The sequence below is a fragment of the Microbacterium memoriense genome, from assembly GCF_025398275.1.
Taxonomy (GTDB): Bacteria; Actinomycetota; Actinomycetes; order Actinomycetales; family Microbacteriaceae; genus Microbacterium; species Microbacterium memoriense.
Map to the genome: position 1 here is coordinate 120,749 of NZ_JAODOR010000001.1, position 19,829 is coordinate 140,577.

Below are 19,829 nucleotides of genomic sequence, written 5' to 3' on the forward strand. Positions count from 1 at the left end.
CGCATCCGGGCCGACGTCGTCCCAACTTGAAACAAGAGTGAGGACGGTTGCCATGCAAGCGAGCCCCCGCCACAGTGTCGGCACCGCCGGAGGAGTGTTCCCCGCCGCGCAGGGTATGTACAACCCGGCGTTCGAAAAGGATGCCTGCGGGCTGGCGATGGTCGCCACGCTCCGGGGCCACGCGGGCCACGACATCGTCCAGCTGGCGCTGGAAGCCTTGCGCAACCTCGAGCACCGCGGTGCGATCGGGTCGGATGCGGGTACCGGTGACGGTGCGGGCATCCTCACGCAGATGCCCGATGCATTCCTCCGCGAGGTCGTGGACTTCGACCTGCCACCCGCAGGCGAGTATGCCGCCGGCATGGCTTTCCTCCCTCTCGATGAGACTGCCCGCGGCGAGATCAAGGCCGGCGTCGAGGGCATCGCCCTCTCCGAAGGGCTGACGGTGCTCGGCTGGCGTGACGTGCCGACCGAACAGGAACACCTCGGCAAGCTCGCCCACGACGCGCGCCCCGCGTTCGAGCAGCTGTTCGTCTCCCGTCCTGCGGTGGGCGACGCACCCGCGCTCAGCGGGATCGACCTTGACCGTCGTGTGTACCGACTGCGCAAGCGTGCGCGCCGCGAGCACGACGCGTACTTCGTCTCCCTGTCGGCCCGGACGCTGGGTTACAAGGGCATGGTCACGACGCTGCAGCTCGAGCCGTTCTATCCTGATCTGCAGGATGAGCGCTTCCAGAGCGAGTTGGCGGTCGTTCACTCGCGCTATTCGACCAACACGTTCCCGTCGTGGCCGCTCGCCCAACCGCTGCGGATGCTGGCGCACAACGGCGAGATCAACACCGTGAACGGCAACCGCAACTGGATGCGTGCCCGCCAATCGCAACTCGAATCCGAGCTGATCGGCGACATCCGCCCCCTGCTGCCGATCTGCACGGGCGGCGCGAGTGACTCGGCGTCGTTCGACGAGGTCTTGGAGCTGCTCACCCTCACGGGCCGCAGCCTTCCCCACGCCATCATGATGATGGTGCCGGAGGCGTACGAGAAGCAGGCGGACATCACGCCCGAACTTCGTGCGTTCTACGACTACCACTCCATGCAGATGGAACCGTGGGACGGTCCCGCCGCCCTCATCTTCACCGACGGCACCCTGGTCGGCGCCACTCTGGACCGCAACGGCCTCCGCCCCGGACGATGGACGGAGACCACGGACGGTCTCGTCGTCATCGGCAGCGAGACGGGTGTGCTCGATTTCGAGTCGTCGCGCATCAAGCGGCGCGGACGCCTGCGCCCGGGCCGGATGTTCCTCGTGGACACTGCGCAGCAGCGCATCATCGAAGACCACGAGATCAAGGCGCAGCTCGCCACTCAGGAGCCGTGGCAGGAGTGGCTGGACAGCGGTCGCGTCCGCCTCAAGGACCTTCCCGAGCGCGAGCACATCGTGCATCCGATCGCGTCGATCACGCGCCGCCAGCGCACGTTCGGCTACACGGAAGAGGAAGTGCGCATCCTCCTCACGCCGATGGGGCAGAACGGTGCGGAGCCGCTCGGCGCAATGGGATCCGATGCCCCGATCGCCGTGCTCAGCGAGCGCCCGCGCCTGCTGTTCGACTACTTCACGCAGCAGTTCGCGCAGGTGACGAACCCGCCGCTGGACTCGATCCGCGAAGAGGTCGTCACCTCCCTCGCCCTCGGTCTCGGGCCCGAGCGCAACCTCCTGTCCTGGGGCGCCGAGCACACCCGGACGATCACGCTCGATTTCCCGGTGATCGACAACGACGAATTGGCCAAGCTTCAGAACATCGACAAGGCCCTGCCTGAGCGTCGGTCGGTCACGATCCGCGGGCTGTACCACTTCGACCAGGGTCCCGGTGCGCTCGAAGCGCGCCTCGAGGAGATGTACGCAGAGGTCGACGAGGCGATCGCGCAGGGCGCCGAGTTCCTGATCCTCAGCGACCGCGACTCGAACAAGGACCTTGCCCCGGTGCCATCGCTGCTCATGGTCTCGGCGATCCACCACCACCTGATCCGCCGCGAGAACCGGATGAAGGTCGGACTCGTGGTCGAGGCGGGCGACGTCCGCGAAGTCCACCATGTCGCGACGTTGATCGGGTACGGCGCGTCGGCGGTCAACCCGTATCTCGCGATGGAGACGGTGGAATACCTCGTCCGCGCCGGATTCATCACGGGGATCTCGCCGGCGAAGGCCGTCAAGAACCTCATCTATGCGCTCGGCAAGGGCGTACTGAAGATCATGTCGAAGATGGGGATCTCGACCGTCTCGTCGTACGCCGGCGCGCAGGCCTTCGAAGCCGTGGGGCTCTCGAAAGAGTTCATCGCCCAGTACTTCACCGGCACCGAGACCAAGCTCGGCGGCATCGGCATCGCCGAGATCGCGATCGAGAATCAGGCTCGGCACGCGTACGCCTACCCCGAAGACGGCGCAGCCCGCGCTCACGAACGGTTGTGGACCGGCGGCGAGTACCAGTGGCGCCGTGACGGTGCTCCGCACCTGTTCACGCCCGACACGGTGTTCCGCCTGCAGCACTCGACGCGCGAGCGTCGCTACGACGTCTTCCGTGAGTACACGAAGCTCGTCGACGACCAGGCCGCGGAGCTGAAGACCCTCCGTGGCATGTTCGGTCTCAAAACGGCCGGACGCCAGCCGGTGCCGATCGACGAGGTCGAGCCCGTATCTTCGATCGTGAAGCGGTTCTCGACCGGCGCGATGAGCTACGGCTCGATCTCGAAGGAAGCACACGAGACGCTCGCGATCGCGATGAACCGCATCGGCGGCAAATCGAACACCGGTGAGGGCGGAGAAGACGTCGACCGGCTCCTCGATCCCGAGCGCCGCAGCGCGATCAAGCAGGTCGCATCCGGTCGGTTCGGCGTCACGAGCATGTATTTGACGCACGCCGATGACATCCAGATCAAGCTCGCGCAGGGCGCCAAGCCCGGCGAGGGAGGTCAGTTGCCGCCCGCGAAGGTGTATCCGTGGATCGCGCGCACTCGTGGTGGTACCCCCGGCGTCGGGCTGATCTCGCCGCCGCCGCACCACGACATCTACTCGATCGAAGACCTCAAGCAACTCATCTTCGACCTGAAGCGTGCCAACCCGGCCGCTCGCGTCCACGTGAAGCTCGTGAGCCAGTCCGGCATCGGTGCCGTCGCTGCCGGGACGGCGAAGGCCCTCGCGGATGTGATCTTGGTGTCCGGTCATGACGGCGGCACGGGTGCGAGTCCGCTCAACTCCCTCAAGCACGCGGGTACTCCGTGGGAGCTCGGTCTTGCCGAGACGCAGCAGACGCTCATGCTCAACGACATGCGCGATCGCGTCGTCGTGCAGGCCGACGGTCAGCTCAAGACCGGACGCGATGTCATCATCGCCGCGCTCCTGGGCGCGGAGGAGTTCGGGTTCGCGACGACGGCACTTGTCGTCGAGGGATGCATCATGATGCGCGTCTGCCATTTGGACACCTGCCCCGTGGGTGTGGCGACGCAGAACCCGGTGCTGCGCGCGCGGTTCTCGGGAAAGCCCGAGTTCGTCGTGAACTTCATGGAGTTCATCGCGCAGGAAGTTCGCGAATACCTTGCCGAGCTCGGGTTCCGCAGCCTCGAGGAGGCGGTCGGCCACAACGAACTGCTCGACGTGAACGGCGCGATCGAGCACTGGAAGGCCAGCGGCCTGGACCTCACGCCGATCCTGGAGGGTCCCGCCTTCGCACCCGACGTGCCGCGACGCAACACCCGCCACCAGGACCACGAACTCGAGCAGCACTTCGATGTACCGCTGATCGAGCAGGCTCAGGACGTCATCGCCCACGGCGGGCACTTCGAGGTCTCGTTGCCGATCCGCAACACGGAGCGTGCCGTCGGCACGATGCTCGGCAACCGGGTGACGCTGGCGCACGGCCAGAACGGCCTGCCGACCGGCTCGATCGAAGTGAACCTCACGGGCTCCGCCGGTCAATCGTTCGGTGCCTTCCTGCCCGCCGGGATCACCCTGCGTCTTGAGGGGGACTCGAACGACTACGTCGGCAAGGGTCTCTCCGGGGGCCGGATCGTCGTCCGTCCGCCTCGGGAGGCGAGCTTCGACGCCGCGCAGAACGTCATCGCCGGAAACGTCATCGGATACGGCGCGACGCAGGGAAGCATGTTCCTCCGCGGTGTCGTGGGGGAGCGGTTCCTCGTCCGCAACTCCGGTGCGACGGCGGTCGTGGAGGGTGTGGGCGACCACGCACTCGAGTACATGACGGGCGGATTGGCCATCATCCTCGGGACGACCGGGCGCAACCTCGGCGCCGGGATGTCGGGCGGAACGGCCTACGTCTACAAGCTCGATCACAGTCTCGTCAACCGCGAAGCGCTCACCACGGGCGAGCTCGAGCTGCTCGAGCTCGGATCGGGTGACGTGGAAATCCTCCGCGACCTGCTCGAGCAGCACGTCGCCGAGACCGAGTCGGCGCTGGCTGCCGGCATCCTGGACGATTTCGAGGCCGAGGCCGCGAACTTCGTCCGTGTCCTGCCGCGCGACTACGCCGCGGTCCTACAGACCCGTCAGGACGCGGTCGCTGAGGGGCTCGACCCCGATGGTGACATCGTCTGGACCCGCATCATGGAGGTGACCGGTGGCTGATCCCAAAGGCTTCCTGAAAGTCACCGAGCGCGAGCTCCCCGCGCGTCGGCCCGTTCCCGTCCGCATCATGGACTGGAAAGAGGTGTACGAACCGGGGGACACCGCGGTCCTGCGCCGCCAGGCAGGGCGCTGCATGGATTGCGGCATCCCGTTCTGCCACAAAGGGTGCCCGCTGGGCAACCTCATCCCCGAGTGGAACGATCTCATGTGGCGTGGCGAGGGTCGCGCGGCGATCGAGCGTCTCCACTCCACGAACAATTTCCCCGAATTCACCGGACGCCTGTGCCCGGCACCGTGTGAGAGTTCGTGCGTGCTGGGTATCAACCAGCCCGCCGTCACGATCAAGCAGATTGAAGTCTCGACGATCGACGAGGCGTTCGCGCACGGGTGGGTCGAGCCCGAGCCCCCCGGGCGCCTCACCGGCAAGACGATTGCCGTCGTCGGATCCGGCCCCGCCGGACTCGCCGCCGCGCAGCAGCTCACGCGCGCCGGACACACGGTCGCCGTGTATGAGCGTGACGACCGGATCGGCGGACTGCTGCGCTACGGGATCCCCGACTTCAAGATGGAGAAGCGCCACATCGAGACGCGGTTGCGTCAGATGCAGGACGAGGGCACGCGCTTCCGCGCCGGTGTCGAGATCGGTGTCGACATCACGTGGGACGATCTGCGGGCCCGGTACGACGCGGTCGTGATCGCGACCGGATCGACGCTGCCGCGTGACCTTGCGATCCCTGGTCGCGACCTCGCCGGTGTGCACTTCGCGATGGAATACCTCATCGAATCCAACAAGGCCGTCGCCGGAGATCAGGTGCCGCACCAGATCCACGCCGAAGGCAAGCACGTCGTCGTGATCGGTGGCGGTGACACTGGCGCCGACTGCATCGGCACCGCGCACCGCCAGGGCGCGCTGAGCGTCACGAACCTCGCGATCGGCCAGCAACCACCCAACGAGCGTCCCGGTCACCAACCGTGGCCGATGGACCCGAACGTGTTCGAGATCTCGTCTGCGCACGAAGAGGGCGGAAAGCGCACCTACCTGGCTTCGACGGTCGAGTTCCTCGCCAACGATGCCGGCGAAGTACGCGCCGTCCGTGTGGCCGAGACCGAATTCGTCGACGGGCGCCGCGTCCCCAAGAGCGGCACCGAGCATGAGATCCCGGCCGACCTCGTCCTGATCGCGATGGGTTTCACCGGCCCGGAGCGCAGCACCCTCGACGAGCAACTCGGTACCGTGTTCAGTGGCCGCGGCAATGTCGATCGCGGAGACGACTACCAGTCGACCGCCCCCGGCGTTTTCGTTGCCGGTGACGCCGGCCGTGGCCAGTCCTTGATCGTCTGGGCGATTGCGGAGGGCCGTGCGGCTGCCGCCGCCGTGGACGAATACCTCATGGGGCGTACGACCCTGCCGTCGCCCGTCGCTCCGCGCGACGTGGCCATCGGCCTTCTCCCCGCGTAGGCTGAAAACCATCCCCGATAAACCGAAAAACGACCGACCGGAGTCAGTGAAGTGAGACGCGCGAAGATCGTCGCCACCCTCGGTCCCGCCACATCCACGTACGAGATGGTTCGCGCCATCATCGACGCGGGTGTAGACGTGACACGATTCAACCTCAGCCACGGCGACTATGCCGAGCACGATGCCCGATGGGCGAACGTGCGCAAGGCCGCAGACGATGCGGGGCGCGCTGTCGCCATCCTCGTCGACCTGCAGGGCCCCAAGATCCGACTCGGCAAGTTCGCCGCCGGACCCCACCATCTCGCCGTCGGCGATGTGTTCAAGATCACGACGGACGACATCCTCGGCACCCAGGAGATCGTCTCGACGACCTTCAAGGGCCTGCCCGGCGATGTCGCGCCCGGCGACCAGCTGCTGATCGACGACGGCAAGGTCCGCGTCGAGGTCACGGCTGTGGACGGCCCCGTCGTGACGACGAAGGCCCTCGTGGCCGGTGCCGTCTCGAACAACAAGGGCATCAACCTGCCCGGTGTCGCCGTGAGCGTCCCCGCACTCTCCGACAAGGACGAAGCCGACCTCCGCTGGGGTCTGCAGCACGGGTGCGACCTCGTCGCCCTGTCGTTCGTGCGTAACGCCGCGGACGTCACCCGAGTGCACGAGATCATGGCGGAGGAGGGCCGCAAGGTCCCGGTGATCGCCAAGATCGAGAAGCCGCAGGCCGTCGACAACCTCGAAGAGATCATCGACGCCTTCGACGGCATCATGGTCGCTCGTGGCGACCTTGGTGTCGAGCTTCCGCTGGAGGCCGTGCCGATCGTGCAGAAGCGTGCGGTCGAGCTCTGCCGCCGGATGGCGAAGCCCGTCATCGTCGCGACGCAGATGCTCGAGACGATGATCGAGAACCCTGTCCCGACTCGCGCCGAGACCAGCGACGTCGCCAACGCGGTGCTCGACGGAGCGGACGCGGTCATGCTCTCCGGCGAGACCAGCGTCGGCAAGTACCCGGTCGGGGTCGTCGAGACCATGGCCCGGATCGTCGCGTCGACAGAGGAGCACGGCCTCGACCGCATCCCGCCCGTGACGGCGCGTCCTCGGACGCAGGGGGGCATCATCACGCTCGCCGCGAATGAAGTGGCCGAGTTCGTCGAGGCGAAGTACATCTGCATCTTCACCGAGTCCGGCGACACGGCGCGGCGCATGTCGCGTCTGCGCCCCGGGATCCCCATGATGGCGTTTGCCGCCGACCCGGCGATCCGTCGCCGTATGGCGCTCACGTGGGGTGTGCAGTCGACGCTCGTCGAGCACGTCGCCCACACCGACCTGATGTTCCTGCAGGTGGACGACTTCTTCCTCGGCAACGGCCTCGCCGCCGAGGGGGACAAGGTCGTCGTGATTTCCGGTTCCCCTCCAGGAATCGAAGGAACCACCAACGACATCCGTATCCACCGGATCGGGGACGCCGTGCACGGCAAGGCGCCGATCTACAAGGCCGAGGCCTGACACGCGGATAGGTGAAGGGCGGATGCCGGGGGAGACCCGGGCATCCGCCCTTCTTGTTCGTGCCGGTGGTGGGAGTCGAACCCACACGACCTTTCGGTCAACCGAGTTTGAGTCGGTCGCGTCTGCCATTCCGCCACACCGGCCTGTGCCTCATCGACGATACCGTAGGATTCAAAGGTGACTGAGCAGGAACTGACCCCGCCGCCTTCGGCAAACGCCCCGCGACGCGTCGTCGTCGCCGAGGACGAATCGCTGATCCGCCTGGACATCGTCGAAATTCTCCGCGACAACGGCTTCGATGTCGTCGGTGAGGCCGGTGATGGCGAGACCGCTGTGCAGCTGGCAACCGAGCTTCGTCCCGATCTCGTGATCATGGATGTGAAGATGCCCATTCTCGATGGCATCAGCGCCGCCGAGAAGCTCTCGAAGAACCATGTGGCGCCGGTCGTCCTCCTGACGGCGTTCAGCCAGAAGGAGCTCGTCGAGCGGGCGAGTGAAGCGGGAGCCCTGGCGTACGTCGTCAAGCCGTTCACGCCGAACGACCTGCTGCCCGCGATCGAGATCGCCCTGGCTCGCTACGAGCAGATCATCACGCTCGAGGCCGAGGTCGCCGACATGGTCGAGCGCTTCGAGACCCGCAAGCTCGTCGACCGCGCCAAGGGCCTCCTGAACGAGAAGATGGGTCTCAGCGAGCCTGAGGCCTTCCGCTGGATCCAGAAGGCGTCGATGGACCGTCGCCTGACGATGCAGGACGTCGCGAAGGCGATCATCGAGCAGCTCTCCCCGAAGAAGGGCTGAGTCGGCTCCTCGCCCGCCTGTGAAGACTCACGGGTGAGGTGAGGATGCCGCGCGAGCTAGGCGCGCGGGAGATCCTTGATCATGTTCGTGATGCGGATCGTCGAGCAGCGCCGGCCCTGATCGTCGGAGACGACGATCTCATGCACCGTGATGCTCCGCCCGAGATGGACCGGGGTGCAGACACCGGTCACGACGCCACTGGTCGCCGAGCGCGTGTGCGTCGCGTTGATGTCGACACCGACGGCGAGGCGTCCGGGCCCGGCGTGGAGGTTCGCCGCCATCGAGCCGAGCGATTCGCCGAGCACGACGTATGCCCCGCCGTGCATGAGCCCGACGGGCTGTGTATTGCCTTCGACGGGCATGGTCGCGACGGCGCGATCGACGGAGAACTCGCTGAGCTCGAGGCCCATCTTCTCCGCCAGGGCGCCCATGCCGCGCTGCATGGCCCACGCGAAGCCGTCGGTATCGGTGGGTGTGTACTCAGCGGTCATCGTTCACCTTCGGGCGCGTCTGTGCGGGGATTTCCGGTGTCGGCACCCGCGTCTAGAGTTGCTTAGGTGACGGACTCCGGAAAGCCTACCCTCCTCGTCGTCGACGGCCACTCGCTGGCGTATCGGGCGTTTTTCGCGCTCCCGGTCGACAACTTCACCACGAAGGACGGTCAGCACACCAACGGGATCTACGGGTTCCTGTCGATGTTCGTGAACCTCGTCAAAGCGGAAAGGCCGACGCATCTCGCGGTCGCATTCGACACGTCGCGCCATTCCTTCCGCACTGACGTGTACCCGGAGTACAAGGCAACCCGCTCTGAGTCGCCCTCCGAGTTCAAGGGCCAGATCCCGCTCCTGCAGGAGTGCCTGGCGGCGATGAACGTCACGGTCCTCACGAAGGCAGGTGTCGAAGCTGACGACATCCTCGCGACTCTCGCCACGCAGGGTGCGGAGCAGGGCTTCGACGTGTTGGTCTGCTCGGGGGACCGTGACACGATCCAGCTCGTCACCGACGACGTCACACTTCTCTACCCGAGCGTGCAGGGCGTTTCGCAGCTCAAGCGCTACACCCCCGACGCCGTCGTCGAGAAGTACGGGCTTCCCCCGGCGAACTATCCGGACATCGCCGCACTGGTGGGTGAGACGAGCGACAACCTGCCCGGAGTCCCGAAGGTGGGAGAGAAGACCGCCGTCAAGTGGCTCACGCAGTGGGGCACGCTCGACGCGCTGATCGAGAATGCCGAGAAGATCCCCGGCGTCGTCGGCGGAAATCTCCGCGAGCACCTCGATGACGTTCGACGCAACCGGTCGCTGAACGCGCTGCTGCGTGATGTCGAGCTGCCAGCCGGACCGGCCGATCTCACCCTGCAGTCCGTCGACGCGCAGGCCGTGCGCGACATCTTCGCCCGGCTCGAGTTCAAGACGCTCCTCCCGCGCGTGTTCGAGGCGATCGGCGCCGACGCCGAGGAGGTTGCCGCATCGGCTCCACCCGCGGTCGTCGCGCCGCCCCCCGCCGAGCTCGATGGTCCCGGTCTCGCGACGTGGGTCGCCGGCCACACCGGGGAGATCGCGCTGACCGTCACGGTCGCCGGCGGTCTGCCCGCCCGCATCGGCGTGGCCACGGCCGACGCCGCAGCCGAAGCGACCTGGTCGGATGTCGTGGCCAGTTCCCTGGCCGAGTGGCTCACCGGCAGTGCTCCGAAGGTCATCGCCGACGCCAAACCGCAGGTCAAGGCGCTTCGACGTGCGGGCCTGCGCCTGGGCGGACTCGCGTTCGATCCAGTTCTCGCCGGGTGGCTCCTGCGGCCGAGCTTCCCCGACAAGGGGCTCGCGGATCTCGTCGACCGCTATCTCGATGAGAAGCTCCCTGAAGCCGATCCGACGCAACTGGTGCCCGAGACCGAGGGAGCGACCGCGGGACAACTCTCGTGGTACAGCCTCCGTGTCGCGGCGGCTGTCCGCGCGGAGCTGCCGGCTCCGCTCGCGACGGTCCTGAGCGACATCGAACTGCCGACACTCGACGCTCTGGCAGACATGGAACTCGCCGGGGTCGCGGTCTCGCACGAGAAGCTGTCGTCATTCTCCGCAGAGCTCGGGGCGCGGTCGGAGACGGTCGCACAACAGGCTTTCGCCGAGATCGGTCGAGAGGTGAACCTCGGTTCGCCCAAGCAACTGCAGGACGTGCTCTTCGAACAGCTCGAGCTCCCCAAGACGCGCAAGACGAAGACCGGCTACTCGACGGATGCGGCCGTCCTGGCCGATCTGCAGGAGTCGCATCCGCATCCGTTCCTGGATCTGCTGTTGCAGCACCGTGAGGCGACCAAGTTGCGGCAGATCATCGAGTCGCTCGACGGCGCCATCGGCGTAGACGCGCGGGTGCACACCACCTACGTGCAGACCGGCAGTCAGACCGGGCGGCTGTCGAGTACTGACCCGAACCTGCAGAACATTCCGATCCGCAACGAGGAGTCCCGCCGGATTCGCGCGGCGTTCGAAGTCGGATCCGAGTTCGAGACGCTGCTCACGGCGGACTACTCGCAGATCGAGATGCGCATCATGGCGCACCTCTCCGGCGATGCGGGGCTCGTGGAGGCCTTCAATTCGGGGGAGGACCTCCACCGCTTCGTGGGTGCCCGAGTCTTCGGTGTCGAACCGGCCGATGTGACCCCGGCGATGCGGACGAAGGTCAAGGCGATGTCGTACGGCCTGGTCTACGGGCTCAGCGCGTTCGGCCTGTCCAAGCAGCTGCGCATTGAGCAGTCCGAGGCGAAGCTGCTCATGACGGAGTACTTCGCGCGATTCGGCGCGGTCCGCGACTACCTCCGCTCGTCGGTCGAGCAAGCGCGCATCGACGGCTACACCGAGACGATCTTCGGTCGCCGGCGCCCGTTCCCCGATCTCGCGAGCCCGAATCGAGTCCTGCGAGAGAACGCCGAGCGCGCCGCACTGAACGCCCCGATCCAGGGGAGCGCAGCGGACATCATGAAGATCGCTCTGTTCCGCATCCACGACGAGTTGCGCACCGGCGGACTGTCCTCTCGCGTGCTCCTGCAGATCCACGATGAGCTCGTCGTCGAGGTCGCGTCGGGGGAGTGGGACGATGTCGAACGCATCGTCCGCGACCGCATGGGCGATGCCGCTGACCTGACCGTGCCGCTCGACGTGCAGATCGGCCGCGGCGCGAACTGGGACATCGCGGGCCACTGACCACCGGCGCCCGCCCGACGGCCCGGTGCCGGTGCTCGGCGGCGATCGCGACCGCGCGCGCGTCATCCGGCTGATATTGCTCCTATCGCGCCCGGGTACCGCGATCCGAGCCGGACGAACCACCGCCCGCACTCAACCGGCGGGAGGCGCGATCCACACCCCTGCGGACGGATACCGTGCGTCGTAGGCTCGTACGCATGACTGATGCACCGCGCACTTCCACGCCGATCGATGCGATCGCCGACGCCTGGGTCGACACCGTCGCCGAGCTCTCTCCGGGGCTGGCCACCTACATCGGGCGCTTCGAGCACAACGACCGTCTCGACGATCTGTCGCCGGCGGGGACCGAGTCGCGTCTCGCCGCGACGCGCGCGACCTTGAGCGCTCTCCAGGCAGCTGAACCCGTCGATGAGGTCGACCGGGTCACGAAGGCGGATCTGTCGTCCGATCTCGAGCTGAACATCGCCCTGCACGAGGCCGGCGCGCACCTGCGGGACGTCAACGTCATCGCGTCACCCGCGCAGGACCTTCGCAGCGTCTTCGACCTCATGCCCACCGACACGGTCGAGGATTGGTCCGTTGTCGCGACGCGCCTGAAGGCCGTCCCCGACGCACTGCACGGCTACATCGAGACTCTGCGTGAAGGCATCGCGTCGGGCGTCGTCCCGGCGCGCCGTCAAGTGAGCGAAGTGATGGCCCAGATCGCGCGCTACACCGCCGACGCCGGATTCTTCGCGACGTTCGCCGCCGAGGCAGCTCCGGTCGAAGGTCATCTGCCGGCATCCCTCGCCCGCGACCTGTCCGACAATGCGAACGCCGCACGCGTCGCCTACGATCAGCTCGCCGCTTTCTTCGGCTCGGAGCTCGCCCCGGCCGCGACCGGGAAGGACGCCGTCGGCCGTGACCTGTACGCGCTGCACTCGCGCCGGTTCCTCGGTGCCACGATCGACCTCGATGAGACCTATGAGTGGGGGATCGAGGAGCTCGCGCGCATGGTCGCCGAGCAGGAATCGATCGCCGACGAGATCAAGCCCGGTGCCAGTGTCGAAGAAGCTGTCGCCTTCCTCGAGGCCGATGAGAGCCGCAAGCTCCGGGGCACGCGGGCCCTCCAGGAATGGATGCAGGCCACGAGCGACCGTGCGGTCGCTGAGCTCGGGAAGACCCACTTCGACATCCCTGAGCCGATCCGCACGCTCGAGTGCATGATCGCGCCGACGAACGAGGGCGGCATCTATTACACCGGGCCGACTGACGACTTCTCCCGTCCCGGTCGGATGTGGTGGTCGGTGCCGGAGGGCGTCGATTCATTCGACACGTGGCGGGAGCTGACCACCGTGTATCACGAGGGTGTTCCGGGTCACCACCTGCAGATCGCGCAGGCCGTCTACAACCGCGCAGAACTCAACTCGTGGCGCCGTCTGCTGGCGGGTTCGAGCGGTCACGCCGAAGGGTGGGCGCTGTACGCCGAGCGGCTCATGGAGCAGCTCGGCTATCTCGACGACCCCGCCGACCGCCTCGGCATGCTCGACGGTCAGCGCATGCGGGCGGCCCGCGTCGTGCTCGACATCGGCGTGCACCTCGAGAAGCCGCGGCTGGACGGCACCGGCACGTGGGACGCCGATTACGCCCTCGCCTTCATGCGCCGGAACGTGAACATGTCTGACGAGTTCATCCAGTTCGAGGTCAACCGCTATCTCGGCTGGCCGGGGCAGGCGCCGTCCTACAAAGTCGGCCAGCGCATCTGGGAGCAGATCCGTGACGATGCGGCCGAGCGCGCCGGCGCCGACTTCGACATCAAGGCATTCCACAAGAAGGCGCTGGCGGTGGGTGGGGTCGGTCTCGATACCTTGCGCATGGCTCTCGCGGAGTCTTGAGCGCGCGGGAATATCGCCACCGGTCGTCCGTTATATTCATATGGATAGAAAGGACGGCCGGTGACTTCTTCGCTGCAGCTGGGACTCGACACTTTCGGTGACATCACGATCGATGAGGACGGTCAGCGCGTGAGCGACGCGCAGGCTATTCGCGACACGGTCGACCAAGCCGTCCTCGCCGACCAGGTCGGGTTGCACTTCTTCGGCGTGGGAGAGCACCACCGGCACGAGTTCGCGATCTCGAGCCCCGAGATCGTTCTGGCGGCAGCGGCTGCGCGGACCGACAGCATTCGTCTCGGCACAGCGGTGACGGTGCTCTCCAGCGATGATCCCGTCCGCCTGTACGAGCGATTCGCGACGCTGGATGCTGTCTCACGCGGCCGCGCAGAGGTCATTCTCGGGCGCGGCTCGTTCACCGAATCCTTTCCGCTGTTCGGGTACGACCTCAGCGACTACGAGGTGCTCTTCGAAGAGAAGCTCGACCTCTTCTCGCAGCTGTTGACGGAAAAGCCGGTCACGTGGCAGGGCACGACCCGTGCGGGACTGCGCGACGCGGATGTCTTCCCGAAAACGGAGAACGGGATCACCGCCTGGGTCGGTGTCGGTGGATCGCCGGAGTCCGTCGTGCGTACCGCCCGCTACGGATACGGCTTGTTGCTGGCGATCATCGGGGGATCCCCGGCGCGGTTCCGCCCCTATGTGGACCTCTTCCACCGTTCGCTCGACCAGTTCGGTCGTGACGCACTGCCGGTCGGCGTCCACTCGCCGGGCCACATCGCCGACACCGACGAGCAGGCGTGGGAAGAGCTGTACCCCGCTATGGAAGCGAATCGCAATGCCATCGGCGCGGAACGTGGGTGGCCGCCCTACAGTCGGATGCAGTTCCAGCACGATGTGGGTCCGGACGGGGCCGTCTACGCCGGGTCGCCCGAGACCGTCGCGCGGAAGATCGCCGCAACCGTCTCCGTTCTGGATGCCGACCGATTCGACCTCAAGTACTCCAACGGCACCCTGTCGCATACCAAGATGATGCGATCGATCGAGCTGTACGGCACCCGCGTCGCGCCGCTCGTGACCGACATGCTGGCGGCACGGTAGCCGATCGCGACACGGACCGCGCCGTATCCGTAGCATTCACTCATGACGGATACCGCTGAAGCCACGGTCGCGAGGCGTTTGGACGCCCTGCCGTTCACCCGCGCGCACCTCAAGGTGCTCACGGGATCAGGTCTGGGCTGGGCGTTGGATGCAATGGACGTGGGCCTGGTGTCGTTCATCCTCGCGGCGCTGGTCGTCGAGTGGTCCCTGACGGGCGAACAGGCTTCCTGGATCGCCTCGGCCGGGTTCGTCGGGATGGCGATCGGCGCAAGCCTCGGCGGGCTTCTGGCCGATCGGTTCGGCCGACGCTCGGTGTTCGCGATCACGCTGCTCGTCTACGGGATCGCGACCGGTGCCAGCGCGCTCGCGGGCGGGATCGTCGCGCTGCTGATCCTTCGCGTCGTCGTGGGCCTCGGCCTCGGTGCGGAGCTTCCCGTCGCGAGCACCTATGTCAGCGAGTTCGCTCCCGCACGCATGCGTGGGCGGCTGATCGTGATTCTCGAAGCGTTCTGGGCCGTCGGCTGGACGGCGGCTGCTCTCATCGGCTTCTTCGTCATCCCGAACATCGATCAAGGCTGGCGGTGGGCGTTCGCGCTCGGGGCGATTCCCGCCGTCTATGCACTCGTAGTGCGATGGGGGCTCCCCGAATCGGCCCGATGGCTGGAGCGGCAGGGGCGGCGCGCGGAATCCGAAGCCGTCGTCACGCGCTTCGAGCAGTCCGCAGCGGTGGGTGCAGATCAGCGGCGCCGGACGGATCCTCCCGTGACGCCGGTGGCGGCGATGACCGGTGGATCACGGCTGCGCGTGCTGTGGTCGGCGGAGTTCCGCGTACGGACGGCCGCACTCTGGATCGTGTGGTTCTGTGTCAACTTCGCCTACTACGGAGCGTTCATCTGGATCCCGACGATCCTCTTCTCGCAGGGATACGACCTCGTCAAGTCCTTCGGCTTCACGCTGATCATCACGCTCGCCCAGCTCCCGGGTTATGCCGTCGCTGCCTGGTTGATCGAGGTGTGGGGGAGGCGCGTGACCCTGTCGGTGTTCCTCGCAGGTTCCGCGGTTGCCGCCGTGCTGTTCGGCACGGCGAGCACCGAGGGCGCGATCATCGCCGCCGGAATGGCGCTGTCGTTCTTCAATCTCGGCGCGTGGGGCGCGTTGTACGCCGTGACGCCGGAGATGTACCCGACCTCGCTGCGCGCGACGGGGTCCGGATGGGCGGCGGGTGTCGGCCGGATCGCCTCGATCGTCGCGCCACTCACGGTCCCGGTGCTGCTGGGCATGGGCGGGGCGCCGTTGTTGTTCGTCGTATTCGCGGCATTCTTCGTCCTCGCGGCCGCGGCCGCGTGGGGGCTGAAGGATGTGCGTGGCGAAGCCCTCGACGATCGCTGATCCCGCCGGTGCGCCATAGGCTGAACTGATGGATGCTGTACGTTTCGTCGCGATCGGCGACTCCTTCACCGAGGGCGTCGGTGACGAGCGTGCCGACGGGACCGTGCGCGGATGGGCCGATCTCGTCGCGCAGGGATGGGCCGCATCCCGAGGCGCAGAAATCGCGTATGCGAATCTGGCGATCCGCGGCAAGCTCGTCTGGCCGATCGTCGAACAGCAGCTGGAGCCCGCGCTCGCGTTGAAACCCACGCACCTGTCGTTCAACGGTGGCGGCAACGACATGCTCCGCCCCCGCACCTCGATCGGGTACATCGCCGACGCGTTCTCGCACGTGTTGCGCCGGTGCGACGAGGAAGGTGTGCGACTGATCCTGCTGTCGGGTGCCAACCCCTCCGCTCAGCTCCCGATGAGCAGGATGATCCAACGCCGCGGTGATCTGATGTCTGTGGCGGTCGTGGAACGCCTGGAAGATCGCTCGGATGTCATCCAGGCTCTCAACTGGCCGGACGTCGCTCTCAGCGATCCCTCGTTCTGGTCGGAGGACCGGCTGCACATGAACAGCCGTGGTCATCACCGCGTGGCCGCGCGCGTGCTCGAGGCCTTGGGGGAGCGCGTACCCGACGGCTGGTGGTCTCTGCCCGACCTTCCGGCGGAGGCCCGCATGGCGCGCGGCGAGTACTTTCGCGAGCACCTCGGCCCCTGGTTCCACCGGCGGTTGACGGGTACATCGTCCGGAGACGGCCGCGAGGCAAAGTTCGGTGGACATTGGGTAGCGGTCTCACCGTCCTGAGTGTGAGCGGATTCTTCGCATCCCACACTGTCTGGACCGCTGTCAAGGGTCTGGCACGGAGTGCGCGCCTTCGACACGATGAGGGTCGTTTCCTCTACCCGAAGGAGTACCCATGAGTATCGGAGCGGGCATCGCCCTCCTCGTCATCGGCGCCATCCTGGTCTACGCCGTCGACGTCGACGTCTCGTACGTCGATCTGGACCTGATCGGCTACATCCTGATGGGCGCCGGCGCGCTCATCTTCCTGCTGGGGCTCATCTTCATGTTCCGGCGCCGTTCCACCGCGCAGACCACTCGCACGGTCGACCCGGTCGGCGGAGAGCGCGTCACGCAGACCGAGTCCCGGACGAGCGGCGACCCGACGATCTGAGCACCCGCGCTGAGGCGGTGGCGCGTCTGCCGTCTCAGCGCGAGCGGCGCGGCGCGCGCGCCGGATCCATCCCGAGCAGAACGCGCGTGCGCCGACGCTCGATCACGATGAATGTCCAGCCGAGTATCCACAGGGGATACTGCGTGAGGAACGCGAGCCGGAACGCATCGAGGCGATACGTCTCCGGCGTGCCGGCACCCTGAAGATCGAGCGCAAGCCCGATCGCGAAGATGGCGATCAGGGCAGCGAGAAAGCCACCGACATTCGTGATGCCGGTCGCGGTGCTCAACCGGTGCGCCGGATTGTGAGTCCGGGCGTGGTCGAACGCGATCATGGATGCCGGGCCGCCCATCGCGAGGCCGAACGCGAGGACGTAGAGCAGCCACAGCGGGGCGGGGCCCGACCAGGCGATGACAATTGTCCAGACGATCATCTGCGTGGCGACCGCCGGAAGGACGAGCGCGCGCGAACGCAGATGGGGGATGCGGCGGGAGATCTCGCCCATCACCGGGCCGAGCAGCATGCCCACCGCCACGTAGACGGACGTGACTCCCGTTGCCTGGGCGCGGGTCAGCCCCTCGCCGGCCATGAGGAACGGCACACCCCACAAGAGGATGAACGCCGTCCCCGCGAACGGAGTCGTGAAGTGCGACCAGAACGCGAGGCGAGTGCCCGGATGGGCCCATGCGGCACGAATGCCGACGCCCGTGTCGATCGACGAACGGACGACGCGGATCGCCCCGGTGTCGGTGTTGACCGACACATCGGCGGCACGGTCCGGGGGGTGGTTGCGGATCAACAGTCCGACAAGGATCGCGAACACGACGCACAGCCCCGCGATGCTCCCGAACGTGATCGTCCACGTCGTGGCATGCAGAAGCGCGGCCAACGGCGCGAGCGCTACCAACTGTCCGCCCTGCCCGACGAGTCCGGTGAGCTGGCTCATGAGCGGTCCGCGTTGAGCGGGGAACCAGGTCGCGACGAGGCGCAGGACGCCCGGGAAGATGGCGGCATCACCCGCTCCCAGCAACGCCCGAGCGAGGATCGCGACGCCGACACTGGGAGACAGTGCCATTGTGAGCTGGCCGATGGCCATGAGCAGCATGCCGATCGTCATGATGGGGCGCGCTCCGTAGCGGTCCAGGAGCAGTCCGACCGGGATCTGCATGCCGCCGTAGACGGCCAACTGCACGACGGCGAACATCGACAACGTCGCGGCATCGGCCTGGAATCTGTCTGCCGCATCCACCCCGACGGCCGACAGCGAACTGCGGTTGACAACGGCGAGCATATAGGCCGCGACGCCGACGCCCCAGATCAGCCACGCCCGAGCATCCGGTCCCGCGGAGCGGTCGCGAGTGGGGGAGGGCACCTGTCCACGCTACTCCCGGTACTGCGTGCGGTCGCCACCGCTTAGAGTTCCTGCGTGGTTGATTTCGAGTTGGCTCGTCTCCCCGCGGGATCCGTGACGCTCCACGACGCCCGTCGGAAGATCCGCCGAACGGTAGATCTCGAACCGTTCGAGATCGGCGTGTACGCCGTCACACAAGAACAGGTTGCCGAGTTGCTGGGCGAGCCGGCACCGCATCCGCGTCGGCCTGCCGTCGACATGAGCTGGCTCCGGGCCGTGCGTCTGTGCAACGCGGCTTCCGAGTGGGAGGGCCTCGACGCTGTCTACACCTTCGACGGCGAAGACGTCACCTGGCACGTCGATGCGGACGGATACCGGCTGCCGACCGAGGCGGAGTGGGAGTACGCGTGCCGGGCGGGCTCGACGGGGGCCCACTACGGACCCTTGCCCGACGTTGCGTGGACAGCGGGGGACGGGCTCAGTCATCCGCAGAATGTCGGTGGCAAGTTACCGAACCTCCACGGACTCTTCGACACGCTCGGAAACGCGTGGGAGTGGTGCTGGGATCTGCTGGACCCGGCACGGTATCGGGACTATCGCGTGTTCCGCGGCGGCGGATTCGCCGACGATGCCTGGAGCGCCCGCGCATCCACGCGACGCGGGGGAGCACCCCGCATGCATCATGACGATGTCGGGGTGCGCTTCGCCCGGGGTGGGTTCGAGGGAAACGGCGCAGCGCAGGGTTGGTCGGCTGCGGCCGATCGGGAGCGGGCCGAGGTCGACGGCCCGTTGCCGCCCGGCTGGACGCCGCTGCGATGAGATGCGAAGGCGGGAGGATGTCGGGTCTGTGTTGCACGCGCGAGACGGATCTCCAGGCTCGTGGTTGACTCGACGGGTGACGGATGACATGACGCACGCGCTGCAGCTCGAGGTCGACCTTGCCGCGCCGGTGGGCCGCGTTTGGACGGCGCTGACCACCACCTACGGCCTCCGCGCGTGGTGGTGGGCGGAGTGGGAGGACGTGCGTGTCGCGGTCGATGCCCGCGTCGGCGGCACCTACCGGATCGAGGCCGACTCGGAAGGCATCGTGGTCGCGGGCGAGTACACGGACGTGGATCGCGGGTCGGGCCGGCTGGCGTTCACGTGGGTGTGGTCTGACAGCGATGGGACGTCGGTCGGCGAATCCTGCACGCTCGTTCTGACGGAAATCGCGAGCGGGTGCCGTGTCTCACTGGACCACACCGGCCCCTGGAGCGATCCGGCGCCAGCGGAGCGTTGCCGGGTGGAGTGGACAACCATCCTGGAGCAGCTCCGCGGTGCTGTCGAGGTTGCCCGGCCAGAGGGAGTCGGGCGACTCTTCGGATGAT

14 protein-coding genes and 1 tRNA gene are annotated in these 19,829 nt (G+C 67.0%); 12 read left to right on the top strand and 3 right to left on the bottom strand.

Going from position 1 to position 19,829, the window contains the following annotated elements:
• The first annotated feature begins 52 nt into the window (after positions 1-52).
• Genes gltB through pyk form a run of 3 tightly spaced genes read left to right on the top strand, consistent with a single transcriptional unit; the run spans position 53 to position 7,595 of the window.
• Complete coding sequence (gene gltB, locus N4R40_RS00600) at positions 53-4,636, top strand: glutamate synthase large subunit (RefSeq protein ID WP_407665799.1); 4,584 nt, start codon at positions 53-55, stop codon at positions 4,634-4,636.
• The gene (locus tag N4R40_RS00605) at positions 4,629-6,095 is read left to right on the top strand and encodes a glutamate synthase subunit beta (protein ID WP_261605427.1); all 1,467 of its coding nucleotides are present in this window, start codon (positions 4,629-4,631) and stop codon (positions 6,093-6,095) included. Before gltB ends, N4R40_RS00605 begins: the two co-directional genes overlap by 8 nt.
• Before the next feature lie 51 nt (positions 6,096-6,146).
• Positions 6,147-7,595: a pyruvate kinase gene (gene pyk, locus N4R40_RS00610; RefSeq protein ID WP_261605428.1), complete on the top strand. Its 1,449-nt coding sequence runs from the start codon at positions 6,147-6,149 to the stop codon at positions 7,593-7,595.
• A 60-nt stretch (positions 7,596-7,655) separates the two neighbouring features.
• Here pyk and N4R40_RS00615 read toward each other — a convergent pair.
• Positions 7,656-7,738, bottom strand: a tRNA-Leu gene (locus N4R40_RS00615).
• A gap of 34 nt (positions 7,739-7,772) precedes the next feature.
• Between N4R40_RS00615 and N4R40_RS00620 the strand changes: the two genes are divergently transcribed.
• The gene (locus N4R40_RS00620; protein WP_261605429.1) at positions 7,773-8,393 is read left to right on the top strand and encodes an ANTAR domain-containing response regulator; all 621 of its coding nucleotides are present in this window, start codon (positions 7,773-7,775) and stop codon (positions 8,391-8,393) included.
• 56 nt (positions 8,394-8,449) lie between these two features.
• Here the strand turns inward: N4R40_RS00620 and N4R40_RS00625 are convergent, their stop codons facing one another.
• On the bottom strand, positions 8,450-8,884 hold the full coding sequence (locus N4R40_RS00625) for a hotdog fold thioesterase (RefSeq protein ID WP_261605430.1): 435 nt from the start codon (positions 8,882-8,884) through the stop codon (positions 8,450-8,452).
• A gap of 66 nt (positions 8,885-8,950) precedes the next feature.
• On the opposite strand from N4R40_RS00625, the gene polA reads away from it, so the two are divergent.
• The 6 genes from polA to N4R40_RS00655 all read left to right on the top strand — a co-directional run bounded on the left by polA (position 8,951) and on the right by N4R40_RS00655 (position 17,111).
• Entirely contained in the window at positions 8,951-11,590 is a 2,640-nt protein-coding gene (polA, locus tag N4R40_RS00630; RefSeq protein WP_261605431.1) for a DNA polymerase I, read from the top strand.
• Between the two features lie 197 nt (positions 11,591-11,787).
• A complete protein-coding gene (locus tag N4R40_RS00635) occupies positions 11,788-13,464 on the top strand; it encodes a DUF885 domain-containing protein (protein WP_261605432.1) in 1,677 nt (558 codons plus the stop codon).
• A gap of 60 nt (positions 13,465-13,524) precedes the next feature.
• Positions 13,525-14,562 (top strand): LLM class flavin-dependent oxidoreductase, encoded by a 1,038-nt coding sequence (locus N4R40_RS00640; RefSeq protein WP_261605433.1) that lies wholly within the window; start codon positions 13,525-13,527, stop codon positions 14,560-14,562.
• A gap of 42 nt (positions 14,563-14,604) precedes the next feature.
• Positions 14,605-15,951: an MFS transporter gene (locus tag N4R40_RS00645; RefSeq protein WP_261605434.1), complete on the top strand. Its 1,347-nt coding sequence runs from the start codon at positions 14,605-14,607 to the stop codon at positions 15,949-15,951.
• Positions 15,952-15,979: 28 nt separating this feature from the next.
• Positions 15,980-16,741, top strand: a complete 762-nt coding sequence (locus N4R40_RS00650) for an SGNH/GDSL hydrolase family protein (protein ID WP_261605435.1) — start codon at positions 15,980-15,982, stop codon at positions 16,739-16,741.
• 112 nt (positions 16,742-16,853) lie between these two features.
• Positions 16,854-17,111 (top strand): DUF6458 family protein, encoded by a 258-nt coding sequence (locus tag N4R40_RS00655; protein WP_261605436.1) that lies wholly within the window; start codon positions 16,854-16,856, stop codon positions 17,109-17,111.
• Positions 17,112-17,145: 34 nt separating this feature from the next.
• On the opposite strand, the gene N4R40_RS00660 is transcribed toward N4R40_RS00655, so the two are convergent.
• On the bottom strand, positions 17,146-18,483 hold the full coding sequence (locus N4R40_RS00660; protein WP_324291873.1) for an MFS transporter: 1,338 nt from the start codon (positions 18,481-18,483) through the stop codon (positions 17,146-17,148).
• Between the two features lie 54 nt (positions 18,484-18,537).
• Between N4R40_RS00660 and N4R40_RS00665 the strand changes: the two genes are divergently transcribed.
• Both N4R40_RS00665 and N4R40_RS00670 read left to right on the top strand, forming a co-directional pair.
• A complete protein-coding gene (locus tag N4R40_RS00665; RefSeq protein WP_261605437.1) occupies positions 18,538-19,281 on the top strand; it encodes a formylglycine-generating enzyme family protein in 744 nt (247 codons plus the stop codon).
• A gap of 76 nt (positions 19,282-19,357) precedes the next feature.
• The gene (locus N4R40_RS00670; protein WP_261605438.1) at positions 19,358-19,828 is read left to right on the top strand and encodes an SRPBCC family protein; all 471 of its coding nucleotides are present in this window, start codon (positions 19,358-19,360) and stop codon (positions 19,826-19,828) included.
• Position 19,829: the final 1 nt, after the last annotated feature.